The organism is Sulfitobacter sp. TMED3, assembly GCF_002167505.1.
GTDB lineage: Bacteria > Pseudomonadota > Alphaproteobacteria > Rhodobacterales > Rhodobacteraceae > Sulfitobacter > Sulfitobacter pontiacus.
Genome location: NZ_NHBI01000017.1, coordinates 141,693 through 156,621 on the forward strand (window position 1 = coordinate 141,693; position 14,929 = coordinate 156,621).

Here is a 14,929-nt window from a genome sequence, read left to right on the forward strand (position 1 = left end):
AAGATCACGACGTCGTGGGTTTGCGCGGTCGCTGCGGTGGCAGCCGCAAGTGTGACCGCTGTCGCGCCNGCAGAAACGAGTTTGGTAAGTGAAATTGGCATATCCATGCTCCCTTTCAAAAGGGGCCCCCCCCTTAAAACTGATGAAGGGTGTGCTAATNCAGGATTGCGGCGGAAATAGGGCGNATATGCNTCAGAACCTTGGCCTATGCTAAAGAACCTGACCCGTCTGCCCGTCGAGCCACGTCTTGAACGACTGCAAGGCCGCGGTTTCGGCACGGTCCTCGGGCCAGACGAGGTAGTAATTCCCGATGCTCTGTGTCGTCTGCGTTGATGCCAGCACAAGCTGCCCGTCGCGCAGATAGGGCTCGGCGGAAAAGGTAGGAAGCAGCGCCACGCCNAANCCGTGCACCGCCGCCTGCGCCATGGTNGANAACTGGTCGAACATCATGCCGGCNGGGGGTTCTTGCGTGACACCAAGCGCGCTCAGCCACCGCGACCAGCCGCGCGGGCGGGTATCCAGATGCAGCAGCGCATANCGCAGGATCTGGCTGGGATCCTCCAGCGGTTCGGTNAGCAGNTCGGGCGCGCAGACGGGGACCACCGTCTCGGGCATNAGCGGCAAATAGCGCACACCGGGCCAGTCTTCCTTGCCAAAATGTATTGCAGCGTCAAAGGGGCTGTTCTGGAAGGAAAATGGATGCAGCCGCGTGCTGAGGTTCACCGTCACCTCCGGGTGGGACTGGGCAAAGTCGCGCAGCCGCGGGGCCAGCCAATGCATGCCGAACCCCGGCAGAATGGCAAGGTTCAGCGCCCCNGCAATCGGGTTCGTGCGCGCGGTGATGGATGCCTGAGCCAGCCTGTTCAACACGTCACGCACCTGAATAACATAGCTTTTTCCCGCCTCTGTCAGCACCAGCTGACGCCCCTGGCGATCCAGCAGCGNCACATTCAACTGCGCCTCTAGCGTCTTGAGCTGCCGGCTGATCGCGCTTTGCGTCAGGGACAGTTCCTGCGCCGCCAATGTGGCGCTGCCCAAGCGTGCCACTGCCTCGAATGCGAGCAGGGCGTTGACCGACGGAAGGAAGCGACGCGGGGCGATCATATGACTTTGACTCATAGGTTCAGGAGTATCCAGCGATAGTCATTGCCGCCGGGCTTTGCAATACTGCGCCCAAATCCGAACCCCGAGGAGGACATACCATGAGCACCGAATTGCCCGTATTGAAAGCCAAAGACGCCCCCGACATGGGCAGCTTTGATTGGGCGGATGCGTTTCGCCTGAACGAACAGCTGACCGAAGACGAGCGTATGATCCAGCAAAGTGCCCGCGCGTATGCGCAGGAAAAGCTGCAGCCCCGCGTGATCGACGCNTTTGCCAACGAAACCACCGACCCCGCGATCTTCCGCGAGATGGGCGACATGGGCCTTCTGGGNGTCACNGTGCCCGANCANTANGGCGGNNTGGGNGGNANNTATGTNTCNTACGGTCTNGTNGCNCGNGAAGTNGAACGTGTGGACAGCGGCTATCGNTCGATGATGTCCGTGCAATCCAGCCTCGTCATGTANCCGATCTANGCCTATGGCTCGGAAGAGCAGCGCATGAAGTATCTGCCCAAACTGTCCAGCGGCGAATTCATCGGCTGCTTTGGNCTGACAGAACCTGATGCGGGCTCNGANCCTGCGGGCATGAAAACCCGTGCGGTGAAAACCGCCAANGGCTACAAGCTGACCGGCTCNAAAATGTGGATNTCGAACGCGCCGATCGCGGATGTCTTCGTGGTCTGGGCCAAGTCNGAAGAGCACGGCGGCAAGATCCGCGGCTTCATCCTTGAAAAAGGCATGAAGGGACTGTCCGCGCCCAAAATCGGCAACAAACTGTCGCTGCGTGCCTCGATCACAGGCGAGATCGTGATGGACAACGTCGAAGTCGGCGAAGATGCCCTGCTGCCCCATGTCGAAGGTCTGAAAGGCCCGTTCGGCTGTCTTAACCGCGCCCGCTATGGCATCAGCTGGGGNGCANTGGGGGCCGCTGAATTNTGCTGGCACGCCTCGCGCCAATACGGTCTGGACCGCAAACAGTTCAACAAGCCGCTGGCGCAAACACAGCTGTTCCAAAAGAAACTTGCTGATATGCAGACCGAAATCGCGCTTGGCCTGCAAGCCTCGTTGCAAGTGGGCCGTCTGATGGACAACGCCAACGCTGCGCCGGAAATGATCTCTATCGTCAAGCGCAACAACTGCGGCAAGGCGCTGGACATCGCCCGCATGTCCCGCGACATGCACGGCGGCAACGGCATCAGCGGCGAATTCCAGGTGATCCGCCACATGATGAACCTCGAGACGGTGAACACCTATGAAGGCACGCACGACGTGCACGCGCTGATCCTGGGCCGCGCCCAGACCGGCCTGCAGGCGTTCTTCTAAATCTCTGGCAGAGGGGGCCTCGGCCCCCTCATACCACCGGACCCGTCAGGATTTGACCGACGGTGCCCCACCTTCAAACGCATTCCCGTTGACGTAATCACAAGGCGCTTCCTGCATTTCCAGGTGCAGCCCGTTGCCGGTATAGGGATGCGCGCGGGCCAATGCCTCGTCCACCTCTAGCCCCAAACCGGCTGCGGTGGGGGCTGTGATGAACCCGTCCTCCACCTTGATCGTGCTCTTGATCAACTGGTCGTGGAACGGCGTCTCGATACATTCGCACATCAGGATATTGGGGATCGACGCGGCCAGATGGATGTTGGCCGCCCATTCCACCGGGCCCGCATAAAGATGTGGTGCGATTTGCGCGTTATAGACCTCTGCCATGGCGGCGATCTTCTTGGCCTCCCAGATGCCACCGACACGGCCTAAGGCAGGCTGCAGGATCGCGGCTGCCCCGGACCGCAGCACAGGCGCGAACTCGGCCTTGGTGGTCAGCCGCTCCCCGGTTGCGACCGGGATCGGCACGGCCCGCGCCACGGCGGCCATCTGCTCGACCGCATCCGGCGGGATCGGCTCTTCGTACCAGAGCGGGCTATAGGGAGCGATGGCGTTCCCCAAGCGGATTGCGCCTGCGGTGGTGAATTGCCCGTGGGTGCCGAACAGCAGATCGGCCTTGTCGCCAACCGCCGCGCGGATCGCTTTGCAAAAGGCGACAGATTGCGAGATGTCGGTCATCGCCGGCATATGCCCGCCGCGCATGGTATAGGGCCCCGCCGGATCGAACTTGATCGCGGTATAGCCACGCGCCACACAGTCCAGCGCCGATTCCGCCGCCATCTCGGGCGAGGTCCAGAAGGCGGTCATATCGTGATGCGGCAGCGGATAAAGATAGGTATAGCCCCGCACGCGTTCGTTCATCCTGCCGCCGATCAAGGCATAGACAGGACGATCGCGATCCTTGCCCAGAATATCCCAGCAGGCGATTTCCAGCCCCGAAAATGCGCCCATGACGGTCAGGTCGGGTCGTTGGGTAAAGCCTGACGAATAGGCGCGGCGGTACATCAGCTCGATGTTTTCGGGATTCTCGCCCTGCATATGCCGTGCAAAAACATCCTCGATCACTGCGCGCATGGCCTGCGGCCCGACCGACGCCGCATAGCATTCGCCCCAGCCCACAATGCCGGTATCCGTGATCAGCTTGACCAATATCCAATAGCGCCCGCCCCAACCGGGGGCAGGGGGCGCTGTGACGATAACCTCAAGATCTTGCAATTTCATCGCGTGATCCTCTTTTCCAAATGGTTCAAAATCCCGGGGGTACGGGGGCTGGCCCCCGTGGCGCTAGTGGTCAAACAGGATGACATTGCGCCGCGCGGCACCGGTCTTGGTATCCTCGATCGCGTCGTTGATCTGCTCCAACGACCACCGCCCCGAGATCAGCTCGTCCAGTTTCAGCCGTCCTTGGGCATATAGATCGACCATCCACGGAATATCGCGCTGGATCACCACGTCGCCCATTTTGGAGCCGACCGTGCCCTGACCCATTGCGGCGAATGTGCCGGGATCATAGGTCGCGCCGTCGCCGATATGAGGCATGCCGACCATGACCACACGCCCCCCCGCGGCAAGGTATTTCGGCGCGTCGTTATAGGCAGGGATCGCCCCAACGGTCACGATCACCGCATCCACGCCCTTGCGGCCAATCGCCTGTTCCAACTGCCCCCACGGTTTGTCTTCGGTGGCAAGGATACCATCCGTCGCCCCGAACTCCTTGGCGATCTCCAGCTTCTCGGCGCTCATATCCACGGCGACGATGCGGCGGGCCCCGGCGATGCGCGCGCCCTGAATGGCGTTCAGCCCGACGCCACCGGCGCCGATGACCACAACGTCCTGACCAGCCCGCAATTGCGCAGCATTGACCACCGCACCGACGCCGGTAATCACCCCGCAGGCGATCAGGCTGGCGGCATCCTTGGGAATATCGGCGCTGATCCTGACGACCTGCGCCTGATCCACAACGACTTTTTCGGCAAAGGCACCCGATGCCATGGCCTGATGCAGCTTGCCGCCGTCCTTGGTTTTCAGCGGGCCGGTGTCGCCGTCATAGGGGGTTTCGCAGATCACAGGTCGACCGCTGGCGCAGTTGGGGCAGCTGCCGCAGGCGCGGATCAGCGTGACTACGACGCTATCCCCGACCGAGACACCGCTTACGCTGTCGCCCACAGCGGACACCCGTCCCGCGGCCTCGTGACCATAGACCGCGGGCAGCGATCCGCCCCAGCCCCCACTGGCAAAGGAAATGTCCGAATGGCAGATCGCTACGGCATCCAGCGTCACCTCGACCTCGGCCCCCTCGGGGGCGCGGAGTGCTACATCTTCGATTTTCAGGGGAGCCCCAAATTCATGGCAAACGGCGGCTTTGATCAACGGCATAACGGGTCCTTCCGGGCGCGTGAGTTTTGGGGAGGGTGGCAAGCTCTGCCCCCTCCCGCAAGCCTATATGCGCCGCGCTGCGTCAGGCTTACGTTATGTCAGTCCACATGCGCGGGATTTATACACACGCGCCGGAAGAGCACCAAGGCGACCACCAGACCATTACGGTCAGCGAGGTCAGCAGCACCGGCCTGCGCCCGAAGCGGTCGGACAGGCTGCCCACCAGCGGGCTGAACAGGAATTGCATCACCGCGAATGTCGTCGCCAACACACCGCCCCACAGCGCGGCGCGTGACAGATCGGCGGATTGGACCTGCGCGATCAGGTCCGGCATCACAGGGATGATCAGACCAATGCCCATGGCATCGATCATGACGGTCAGGATGATAAATATGACCGCCGGACGCATGGGCTATCGCGCGCCGGTTGCGCGGTTACAGCGCACGCGCACGGGCCACAAAAGCGGCTGCATCTGCGGGGGCCTGTCCCAACTGGGTTGACGGGTCAAAGAGGGTCTCGGCCACGTCGGGGTAATCCGCGTGGACCAGATCGGCCAGCGGCACCTGTTTGGCCAGCGCGTCCTGACAAAGCTGTTTGGTGACCTTTTGGGCCGCGGGGCGGGGCATCGTCTCGGCCAGGGCAAAGCTCAGCGCTTCGGCGTGGATCAGGCCCAGCCCATCCGTCAGCGCGCTGTGCATTTTCACAGGGTGCGGCGTCAGCCCCGCGACAAGGCTTTTCGTGTGGATCAGCGCGGCGGCAAGGCTCAGTGCCAGCTGAGGCACGGCCATCCATTCCGCGAACCACGCGCCGCCATCACGCTGATGCTGATGCGCCGCGGCGGCCTGTAGCGTGGCGCGCTGGCCGGTGAACTGGTGCCCGAGGGCGACAATCGCCGAGGGCCCCACGGGGTTCTGTTTTTGCGGCATGGTCGACGACGCGCCTGCCGCCCCAAGGGCAAGCTCGGCGGTTTCGGTCATGGTTAGCGCCAGCGTGCTGTGTGCGATATGCGCCAGCGCTGCCATCACGCGGCCCTGCCAATCGGCGATGCGCAGCACGGGGCCACGGTCCACATGCCAGCTGCGCCCGGGGTCTTGCAGCCCAAGCGCTTGGGCCAGCTGCGCGCGGGTCTCGGCAGCCTTGGGACCAAGAGCAGAGCCCGTCCCCGCCGCCCCCGACAGGGACACGAACAGCGCCCCTTCTCGCAGCGCCTCAAGCTGGTCGACCGCATCGCACAGCGGCATGCCCCATTCCGCCAGCACCGCGCCCCAGCTGGTGGGGGTGGCGTGCTGGCCATAGGTGCGGGCAGGCATCGGCAGGGATTGGTGCTGTTCGGCCCCTGCCGCAAGGGCCGCGATGATCTCGCGCAGATCGGTTTCCGCCAGCTTGAGCGCCTGACGCAGGCGCAGCGTCAGCGCCGTGTCGATGATGTCCTGACTGGTCGCGCCCCAATGGACGTGCTGGGCAAATTCCGGTGCCTGCATCTCGGCGCGGAATTGGGCCAGAAGACCCGGCACGGACACGCCGTTTTCTCCGGTAGAGGCGGCGATCGCCCCGGGGTCGACCTGTATCTCGAGAGAGGCGCGGTGGATCGCGGCGGCGCTCATCTCGGGGATGACACCAAGGCTGCCCTGCACCTTGGCCAGCGCCCCTTCGACCAGCAGCATCGCGCGGATCGCAGCGCTGTCCGAAAACAGGCGGCCCGCGTCACCGGTGTTGAAGATCTGTGCGAACAGGGGGCTGTCAAAGACGCTGGCGGCCATGGGTTACCTCGGGATAATGTCGTCAATGATCCGCGCCAGACCGGCGGGATCGGTAAAGAAGGGTGAATGCCCGCAGGCCATCTCATGAACATCCGCGCTTGGCCAGTCTTTCGTCATCGTGACCTGATAGGCGGGCGGGATGGTGCGGTCGTCCATACAGCGGATATAGCTGCGCGGCATGGCGTCCGCACGGGCAGTATTTGGCAGAGGCTTGATCGTCGGGGCCACGGCCTGCGCGCAGAGGCGCGGTGCGGCAAAACCTGCGACATCCGGCGGGCAGTCGTGATAGAACAGCGCCTCTGTCATCGCGGGATCAAGGGTAAAGCTTTTGCCGTTGGGGGCGAGGCACACAGCGGGCATCAGCGGTTGCGACGGGGCCTGTTTGCGCATCTCGGCCAGCGATAGCCCTGCCGCAGGGACGTAGGCACATAGATAGATCAGCCGCGCTATGGCGCTTGGATCTTTCTGTGCCGCCGCCCCGATGGCAAAACCGCCCATCGAATGACCCACCACCACCGTATCGGGGGTAGAGGCCGCAAGCACCGCATCGGCATAGCTGTCGAGCGTGACCGCGTTGACCGGCGTCGTGTCGTCGCCGTGGCTGGGCAGGTCAATCGCACGGGGGCTGTGGCCCAATTCTTGCAACGCAGGGATCAGATCACGCCAGCACCACGCGCCGTGGCACGAGCCGTGGACCAAAAGGATGTCAGACATGGCCAACGCTTTGCAAAAACTCGGTCAGCAGCGTCGCATATTCCTGCGGGTGTTCGACGCAGGGCAGATGGCCGGCCTTGCGGATGATCTTGAACTTGGATCCCGGGATTAGCTCGATGGTCTCGCGCACCAGATCAGGGGGCGTTGACCCGTCTTCGGAGCCCGCAATCCCCAGCACTGGCAGGCGCAGCGCCGCCGTGGGCGTGTAGAAATCGGTTCCCGAAATCGCGGCAGAGCAACCGGCATAGCCTTCGGCCGGTTGGCGTACGACCATATTGCGCCAAAGCTCAAGCTCGGGCGTGGCACGGAAGGGGGCGGCGAACCAGCGTTCCATGATGGTATCTGCCATCGGTTCGATCCCGCTTTCTTGCACGGCGCGCACGCGGTCTGCCCACATATCCTTGGTACCGATCTTGGCAGCGGTATTGGACAGCACCATGGCGCGGATCAGGTCCAGCCGTTTGGTGGCGAGCCCTTGGGCGATCATCCCGCCGATGGACAGCCCGACAAAGACGCAGTCCTTTACCCCCAGATGATCCAGCAGCTTTTCCGTATCGCCAATCAGCGCCCCCATCGCATAGGGCGCAGGCGGGCAGGACGACAGCCCATGCCCGCGTTTGTCAAAACGGATGATGCGCAGGCCCTTGGGCAGCAGCGGCAGGATCGGATCCCACAGGCGCAAATCAGTCCCCAGTGAATTGGCAAAGACCACAGGCGCGCCATCCTCGGGACCATCCACACGGTAATGCAGACGCACGTCGCCAGTATCGAAAATCTTCATGTCAGAACCTCCTGTGGGGCGTCAGTCAAGCGTGGCAAGCGCCCGCGAGAAAATATCACTGTCTACATTCCCGCCCGAGATGGTGACGATCACATCGTCGCCGTCGATCTCGTCTTGCCGGAACAGCGCGGCGGCAAGGGCCACAGCCCCGCCGGGTTCGGCCACAAGTTTGAGACGGTTGAACGCATGGCCAATCGCCTGCAGTGCCTCTGCGTCGCTGACCACAAGCCCGGGGCCGCACAGCCGCTTGAGGATGGGGAATGTCAGATCGCCCGGTTGCGGTGTGACGATGGCGTCGCAGATCGACCCGCCAAGGGCGGCGTTGCGCGTGATCTCTCCTGCGGCGAGCGACCGTGCAGCATCGTCAAAGCCTTCGGGCTCGGCGGTGCGCGCGCGCAGCCCCGGTGCCTCGGCTTCAAGCGCCAGCGCGATGCCAGAGGTCAGCCCCCCGCCACCACAGCAGACGATCACATCGGCGCGGGCGATCCCCGCTTCGGCGGCCTGCTGCGCGATTTCGAGCCCCGTTGTCCCCTGACCGGCGATCACCAGCGGGTCGTCAAAAGGCTTGATCAACGTGAGCCCACGTTCCTCCGCCATAGCCGCGCCGATGGCGTCGCGGTCCTCGGTCATGCGGTCATAAAGTACGACTTCGGCCCCAAGTGCGCGGGTGTTGGCGATCTTCAGCCGCGGCGCATCGGCGGGCATGATGATGACTGCAGGCACCCCGTGCAGCTTGGCCGCATAGGCGACCCCTTGGGCATGATTGCCACTGGAAAAGGCGATAACCCCCTTGGCGCGCACGGAGGGCTCCAGTGCTGACACCGCCGACCAGCCGCCGCGAAACTTGAAGCTGCCGGTATGTTGCAGACACTCTGGCTTTACCCAAACGCGCCGCCCCGCGATGTCATCCAGAAACGGAGAGTTCAGCAAAGGCGTGCGCCGCACGTGCCCCTCCAGCCGCCGCGCTGCCGCGCGGATCATGTCGATATTCATTGCATCTTCCCGATCCATTCGTTCAAGGCCGCAACCGCCTCTGGTTCGTCCAGAAACGGAATATGCCCACGTCCCGGCACCCGCGCGACCACCATATCGGGGCGGCGGCGTTCCATCTCTTGCAGAGTTTCCTCGCTCAGCAGATTGGACGCCATGCCACGGATGCAGGCAATCGGCAGCCCGTCAAGCGCGTCAAAGAACGGCCACAGGTCGGGGGAGGGGGCGGAGAACGCCTTGGCCACCGCATCGCGCAGGTGCTTGTCATACGTGATCTGCAAGCCGCTTTCGGTCTGGGTGTAATGCTTTTGCGCTTCTTCCATCCACCGGCTGTCGGGCACGCCGTCAAATTCGGGAAACACACGCGGCATAGCGGCGGCGGCCTCGGCATGGGTCTTGGCAGCAGGGTTGCGGCCGATATAGCCCATGATGAAATCCAGCCCCTGCGGGTCAATATGCGGGCCAACGTCGTTAAAGGCGACGCCCAGCAACCGATCCTTGGCTCCCTTGGCCAGCCCTAATGCATTCAGCCCCCCGCGCGAGGTACCAAGCACGGCGGCCTTATCGATGCCAAGATGATCCAGCAGTTCCAGCGCATCACGACATTCAATAGGGGGGGAATAGTGTGACCAGTCAGGGTCGAAGTCAGATTGCCCGCGCCCGCGATAGTCCATCTTGATCAGCCGCACGCCCTTCAAATGGGGGGTGACATAGTCGAAATCCGCTGTGGTCCGGGTCAATCCTGCAAGACAGAGAATCGGCAGACCCGCCCCTTCGTCAGTGAAATAGAGCGATAGCCCGTCGGATGTGGTGAAATGAGCCATTATACGCCTGCCAGTTCTGGGATGCCGTTGAGGTCCTGCAGCACATGGGCCGGTTGCCACGGCAGCCGGTCCATCGGCTCTCCCGCGCGGTTGACCCAAGCGGTGGTAAAGCCAAAGCCTGTGGCCGCCGCCGCATCCCATCCGTTGGACGAGACAAACAACACCTCGGAGGTCGCGCAGTCAAAGCGCTGTCCGACCAGTTCATAGACTTTGGCATGTGGTTTGAAGACGCCGACGCTTTCCACCGACAGCACCGCATCCAGCGTGTCACCCAGATTGGCGGAGGAAACCGCACCGTCCAGCATGGCTGGTGATCCGTTCGACAAGATCGCGGTATTCAACCCAGCTTCCTTCAGCGTTTTCAGCATCTTGGGTACTTCGGGGAAGGCCTGAAGCTCCCAGTAAAGTGCCAGCAGGCGTTCGCGCAGGGCAGGGTCGTTATCGTTTCCGGTCTTGGCCAAAGCCCAGTCCAACCCGTCTTGAGTGACCTGCCAGAAATCATCGTGTGCACCGGTGACAGCGCGCAGCCAGGAATAGCCAAGCTGCTTTTGCCGCCAATGTTCGGCGACCTGCGGCCAGCTGTCTTTTATCGCTGCAAAATCCGGCTCTGACGCGGCTTGTCGTGCGGCTGCGGCCACATCGAACAAGGTGCCATATGCATCGAACACGCATGTTGTTATCGCCATGATTTTCCCCCCTGAAATATCCTGCCGCGAGACTGTCACGACCCGTCACGACAGAAAAGGCCGAAAAACTGGCCTCATGGGGGTTTACGACGGGACGCAGGCTTGAAACACTGCGCGCCGAACCCGGAGCACCCGCGCAGATACGCGGCCTCCTGTATTTTCCCTTTATGGATCGGAGCTTTCTATGACGCAGGTTAAATCCGGCGATACTGTTGCTATTCACTACACTGGTACCCTGCTTGACGGCAGCACCTTCGACAGCTCGGAAGGGCGCGAGCCTTTGGAGTTCACGGTCGGGTCCGGCCAGATCATCCCCGGCCTCGACAGCGCGATGCCCGGCATGGAAGTCGGCGACAAGAAAGTCGTCAAGATCGGCAGCGCAGAGGCCTACGGCGATGTGAACCCCGAGATGCGTCAGGCCGTGCCACGCGAAGGCATCCCTGCGGATATCCCGCTGGAAATCGGCACGCAGTTGCAGATGCAAACCCCGGACGGGCAGGCGATGCCGGTGATGGTTGTCGAGGTTGACGACGCCACTGTGACCCTTGACGCCAACCACCCACTGGCGGGCAAAGACCTGCAGTTCGACATCGAACTGGTAAAAATCGCCTGAACCAGGCCCATACTGTCCGGCGCTTTTGATCGCGCCGGACTGTCTTGCTCCAAGAAACCGCTCGAAACCTCGCGCGCCGCGCAGTAAGCAGCGGTTATGGACAGTCAAAACACCTTCGACATTTTTATCGTGGCCACCCCCGGTCTGGAAGATATGCTTCTCGCCGAGGTGACAGAGAAAGGCTTTGCCAATCCTGTGGCCTCGCCCGGCGGGATCACGGTGCAGGGCGGCTGGCCCGAGGTCTGGCGCGCGAACCTGCAACTGCGCGGTGCCTCGCGCGTGCTGGCGCGGATCGGGTCCTTCATGGCATTCCATCTGGCGCAGCTGGACAAACGCGCGCGCAAGTTCCCCTGGGGCGATGTGCTGCGGGCCGATGTGCCGCTGCGGGTGCAGGTGACCACGAAAGCCTCTAAAATCTATCACGCCGGTGCCGCGACCCAGCGGATTGAAACCGCCTTGCGCGAAAGCCTCGGGGTTACGATCTCGCCCGAGGCGGCTCTCGTGCTCAAGGTCCGGATCGACGACAATGTGGTGACCATCAGCCTCGATACCTCGGGCGATGCGCTGCACAAACGCGGCCACAAGGAAGCCGTGGGCAAAGCGCCGATGCGCGAAAATCTGGCCTATCTGATGCTGCGTCAGGCGGGGTACACGGGCACCGAGACGGTGGTCGATCCGATGTGCGGCTCAGGGACCTTCGTAATCGAGGCGGCCGAGATCGCCATGGGCCTCAACCCCGGCCGCTCGCGCCATTTCGCTTTCGAAGACCTCGCGAGCTTTGACGCTGCCCAATGGGCCGCCATGCGCGACACCCCCACCACATCCACGCCGCTGCGTTTCTATGGTTCTGACCGTGACGCGGGTGCCGTCCGGATGAGCCGTATGAATGCCGAACGGGCAGGGGTGGCCGATGCCGTGACCTTCGAAAACCATGCCGCGGGCGAGCTGACCCCGCCCGATGGCCCCCCGGGCCTTGTCATGGTGAACCCGCCCTACGGCGGGCGCATCGGCAACAAGAAACTGCTTTATCCGCTGTATGGTACGCTCGGCCAAACGCTGCTGACCCGCTTTAAAGGCTGGCGCGTCGGCCTTGTCACGTCCGAGCCGCCCTTGGCCAAAGCTACCGGCCTGCCGTGGAAACCCCAAGGCCCCGCTATCGCCCACGGCGGCATGAAGGTCTGGCTCTACCAAACCCCGCCCCTACGCTAAACGCGACGGCCCTTTCCAGACGCGCCGCGCCATTTCCAAATGGTCTGAAATCCCGGGGTCCGGGGCAGAACCCCGTAAATAGAACTTTGTGGCAGCGCCCCGGAAGTAGAATTTGTGGCAGCGCCCCGGTCCGCCAGTCCTGTCAAAGGTTCTCCGCCTGCGGCATCCCCAGCACATGGAACCCGCCATCCACGCGGATGATCTCGCCCGTTGTGCAAGCACCGGCATCCGAGGCCAGATAGACCGCCGTGCCGCCAACCGCTTCCAGTGTCGCATTGGCGCGCATGGGGGCGTTTGTGTCGGTGTGTTTATAGGTCTTGCGCGCCCCGCCAATCGCGGCACCGGCAAGCGTTTTCATCGGGCCGGGGCTGATCGCGTTGACGCGGATGCCTTCGGGGCCCAGATCATTCGCCAGATAGCGCGTGGCGCTTTCCAGTGCGGCCTTTGCCACGCCCATGACGTTGTAGTTGGGCGTCACGCGGTTTGATCCCATATAGGTCAGCGTCAGCAGGGTGCCGCCATTCTCGATCATCAGCGGGTGCGCACGGCGGGCGATCTCGATGAAGGAATAGGCCGAGATATCCATCGAGTTCTTGAAGTTCGCGCGGCTGGTGTTCAGGAATCGGCCTGTCAGCTCGGACTTGTCGGAAAAGGCGATGGCGTGGACGACGAAATCGATCGTGGGCCAACGCGCGCCCAACTGCTCGAACGCGGCATCAAGCGAGGCGTCGTCGGTGACATCGACATCGACCATGAAGTCCGACCCGACGCTTTCGGCCAGCGGTTCAAGACGCTTCCCAAAGGCCTCGCCCTGATAGGTGAAGGCCAGTTCCGCACCGGCTTCGGCCATCGCCTTGGCAATGCCCCAAGCGATGGAGCGTTCGTTCGCGACACCCATGATCAGGCCGCGTTTTCCTTTAAGCATGTCTGACATCTGCTGCCCTTACTCTTGGAATTTGGAAAGGATCATCGATCCGTTGGTGCCGCCGAACCCGAAGGAGTTGGTCATCACCGAATCCAGACCGGCATTGTCCACACGCTCCAGCGCGATTTCGGACGGGTCCAGTTTCGGGTCCAGATCAACGACGTTGATGGATTTGGCGATAAAGTCATTCTTGAGCATCAGCAGGCAGAAGATCGCCTCGAGCGCGCCGGCAGCGCCTTGGGCGTGGCCGGTCATCGACTTGGTCGAGCTGACGGGCGGCGTGCTGCCCTGGCCAAAAACGCGGCGGACCGCTTCGATCTCGCCCACGTCGCCGACGGGTGTGGATGTGCCATGCGCGTTGATGTAGCCGACCTTGCGGCCCTCGGGCAGGGTTTCCAGCGCCAGACGCATAGCGCGTTCGCCGCCTTCGCCAGAGGGCGCTACCATGTCGTGACCGTCAGATGTGGCCGCATAGCCGGTGACTTCGGCATAGATCGTGGCACCGCGCGCCTTGGCGTGCTCAAGCTCTTCGAGCACCAGCATGCCGCCGCCGCCCGAGATGACGAACCCGTCGCGGTTGGCGTCAAAGGCGCGGCTCGCGGTTTCGGGGGCGTCGTTATATTTGCTGCTCATCGCGCCCATGGCGTCGAAGAGGCACGACAGCGTCCAGTCAAGCTCTTCGCCGCCGCCCGCGAACATCACGTCCTGTTTGCCCAGCATGATCTGTTCCGCCGCGTTGCCGATGCAATGCAGCGAGGTAGAGCAGGCCGAGGTGATGGAATAGTTGATGCCCTTGATCTTGAAGGCGGTCGACAGGTTCGCGCTGACGGTGGACGACATGCATTTCGGCACGGCAAACGGCCCGATCCGCTTGGTCGCGCCGGTGTCACGCACCACGTTATGCGCGGTGAACAGCGCCGATGTCGACGGCCCGCCAGAGCCCGCCACAAGGCCGGTGCGCGGGTTGCTAATCTGGTCTTCGCTCAGGCCCGCATCCGCGATGGCCTGCTGCATGGCGATATAGGCATAAGCCGCACCGCCGCCCATGAAACGCAGCGCGCGTTTGTCGATGTGGTCGGCCACATCAATCTTGAGCGTCCCTGCAACGCGGCTGCGAAAGCCGTGCTCTGCCATTTCGGGGCTGGCGACGATGCCGCTGGTCCCGTCTTTCAGCGATGCCAGAACTTCTTCTGCATTGTTTCCGATGGACGAGACAATTCCCAATCCTGTGACGACGACGCGGCGCATGGGCTGCACTCCCTTGATCTGTGTGGGGCGGGTGCCCTCTTGATGCTGCGCGGCCCGCACGCTTGTCGCGGGGCCGCACGTTCGTTTCCCGTTTGCCGCCTATGGGGCGACAAATCAAGTCATCAGTCTGTCTGGATGATCAGCAAGGTGATCCGAGCGATGATCTGACGGGTGGGCTTAGCTCTCGCTCAGCGCGACCTTCATGTCCTTGACCTGATAGATCACCTCGCCGTCGGCTTCGAGACGCTCTTCCTCTTCTTCGACGAGCCGCGGCCGGACGGCGCCGACGACGCGTGGGCGCCCGTCGGCGCGCGCGAGGT

Annotated in this window: 14 protein-coding genes and 2 pseudogenes; 3 read left to right on the forward strand and 13 right to left on the reverse strand. The window is 62.8% G+C overall.

Annotated elements, in window-relative coordinates; genetic code table 11:
- Positions 1 to 210 precede the first annotated feature (210 nt).
- Positions 211 to 1,104, reverse strand: coding sequence for a LysR substrate-binding domain-containing protein (locus tag CBB63_RS05565; protein ID WP_286698449.1), 894 nt, complete (start codon positions 1,102 to 1,104; stop codon positions 211 to 213).
- A gap of 98 nt (positions 1,105 to 1,202) precedes the next feature.
- Between CBB63_RS05565 and CBB63_RS05570 the strand changes: the two genes are divergently transcribed.
- Complete coding sequence (locus tag CBB63_RS05570) at positions 1,203 to 2,426, forward strand: acyl-CoA dehydrogenase (RefSeq protein WP_286698450.1); 1,224 nt, start codon at positions 1,203 to 1,205, stop codon at positions 2,424 to 2,426.
- A gap of 45 nt (positions 2,427 to 2,471) precedes the next feature.
- Here the strand turns inward: CBB63_RS05570 and CBB63_RS05575 are convergent, their stop codons facing one another.
- The 9 genes and pseudogenes from CBB63_RS05575 to CBB63_RS05615 form a co-directional block, all read right to left on the reverse strand.
- Positions 2,472 to 3,704 (reverse strand): mandelate racemase/muconate lactonizing enzyme family protein, encoded by a 1,233-nt coding sequence (locus CBB63_RS05575; protein ID WP_286698451.1) that lies wholly within the window; start codon positions 3,702 to 3,704, stop codon positions 2,472 to 2,474.
- Between the two features lie 63 nt (positions 3,705 to 3,767).
- A complete protein-coding gene (locus CBB63_RS05580; protein ID WP_286698452.1) occupies positions 3,768 to 4,859 on the reverse strand; it encodes a zinc-binding dehydrogenase in 1,092 nt (363 codons plus the stop codon).
- Between the two features lie 160 nt (positions 4,860 to 5,019).
- Positions 5,020 to 5,268 (reverse strand): annotated as a pseudogene (locus CBB63_RS05585) (MFS transporter); the annotation flags it as partial.
- A gap of 25 nt (positions 5,269 to 5,293) precedes the next feature.
- Positions 5,294 to 6,619, reverse strand: coding sequence for a lyase family protein (locus CBB63_RS05590; protein WP_286698453.1), 1,326 nt, complete (start codon positions 6,617 to 6,619; stop codon positions 5,294 to 5,296).
- A 3-nt stretch (positions 6,620 to 6,622) separates the two neighbouring features.
- Positions 6,623 to 7,333 (reverse strand): alpha/beta fold hydrolase, encoded by a 711-nt coding sequence (locus tag CBB63_RS05595; RefSeq protein ID WP_286698454.1) that lies wholly within the window; start codon positions 7,331 to 7,333, stop codon positions 6,623 to 6,625.
- On the reverse strand, positions 7,326 to 8,114 hold the full coding sequence (gene pcaD / locus CBB63_RS05600; protein ID WP_286698455.1) for a 3-oxoadipate enol-lactonase: 789 nt from the start codon (positions 8,112 to 8,114) through the stop codon (positions 7,326 to 7,328). Before pcaD ends, CBB63_RS05595 begins: the two co-directional genes overlap by 8 nt.
- A gap of 21 nt (positions 8,115 to 8,135) precedes the next feature.
- Positions 8,136 to 9,107: a threonine ammonia-lyase gene (locus CBB63_RS05605; RefSeq protein WP_286698456.1), complete on the reverse strand. Its 972-nt coding sequence runs from the start codon at positions 9,105 to 9,107 to the stop codon at positions 8,136 to 8,138.
- Positions 9,104 to 9,928, reverse strand: coding sequence for an alpha/beta fold hydrolase (locus CBB63_RS05610; RefSeq protein WP_114865379.1), 825 nt, complete (start codon positions 9,926 to 9,928; stop codon positions 9,104 to 9,106). Before CBB63_RS05610 ends, CBB63_RS05605 begins: the two co-directional genes overlap by 4 nt.
- The gene (locus CBB63_RS05615) at positions 9,928 to 10,614 is read right to left on the reverse strand and encodes a haloacid dehalogenase type II (RefSeq protein WP_009825134.1); all 687 of its coding nucleotides are present in this window, start codon (positions 10,612 to 10,614) and stop codon (positions 9,928 to 9,930) included. Before CBB63_RS05615 ends, CBB63_RS05610 begins: the two co-directional genes overlap by 1 nt.
- A gap of 184 nt (positions 10,615 to 10,798) precedes the next feature.
- Between CBB63_RS05615 and CBB63_RS05620 the strand changes: the two genes are divergently transcribed.
- Positions 10,799 to 11,227, forward strand: coding sequence for an FKBP-type peptidyl-prolyl cis-trans isomerase (locus CBB63_RS05620; RefSeq protein ID WP_005849439.1), 429 nt, complete (start codon positions 10,799 to 10,801; stop codon positions 11,225 to 11,227).
- A 96-nt stretch (positions 11,228 to 11,323) separates the two neighbouring features.
- Positions 11,324 to 12,436, forward strand: coding sequence for a THUMP domain-containing class I SAM-dependent RNA methyltransferase (locus CBB63_RS05625; RefSeq protein WP_286698457.1), 1,113 nt, complete (start codon positions 11,324 to 11,326; stop codon positions 12,434 to 12,436).
- Positions 12,437 to 12,578: 142 nt separating this feature from the next.
- Here CBB63_RS05625 and CBB63_RS05630 read toward each other — a convergent pair whose 3' ends face one another.
- The 3 genes and pseudogenes from CBB63_RS05630 to CBB63_RS05640 all read right to left on the reverse strand — a co-directional run.
- A complete protein-coding gene (locus CBB63_RS05630) occupies positions 12,579 to 13,370 on the reverse strand; it encodes an enoyl-ACP reductase FabI (protein WP_286698458.1) in 792 nt (263 codons plus the stop codon).
- Positions 13,371 to 13,379: 9 nt separating this feature from the next.
- Complete coding sequence (fabB, locus tag CBB63_RS05635) at positions 13,380 to 14,609, reverse strand: beta-ketoacyl-ACP synthase I (protein WP_286698459.1); 1,230 nt, start codon at positions 14,607 to 14,609, stop codon at positions 13,380 to 13,382.
- Positions 14,610 to 14,786: 177 nt separating this feature from the next.
- Positions 14,787 to 14,852 (reverse strand): annotated as a pseudogene (locus CBB63_RS05640) (beta-hydroxydecanoyl-ACP dehydratase); the annotation flags it as partial.
- Positions 14,853 to 14,929: the final 77 nt, after the last annotated feature.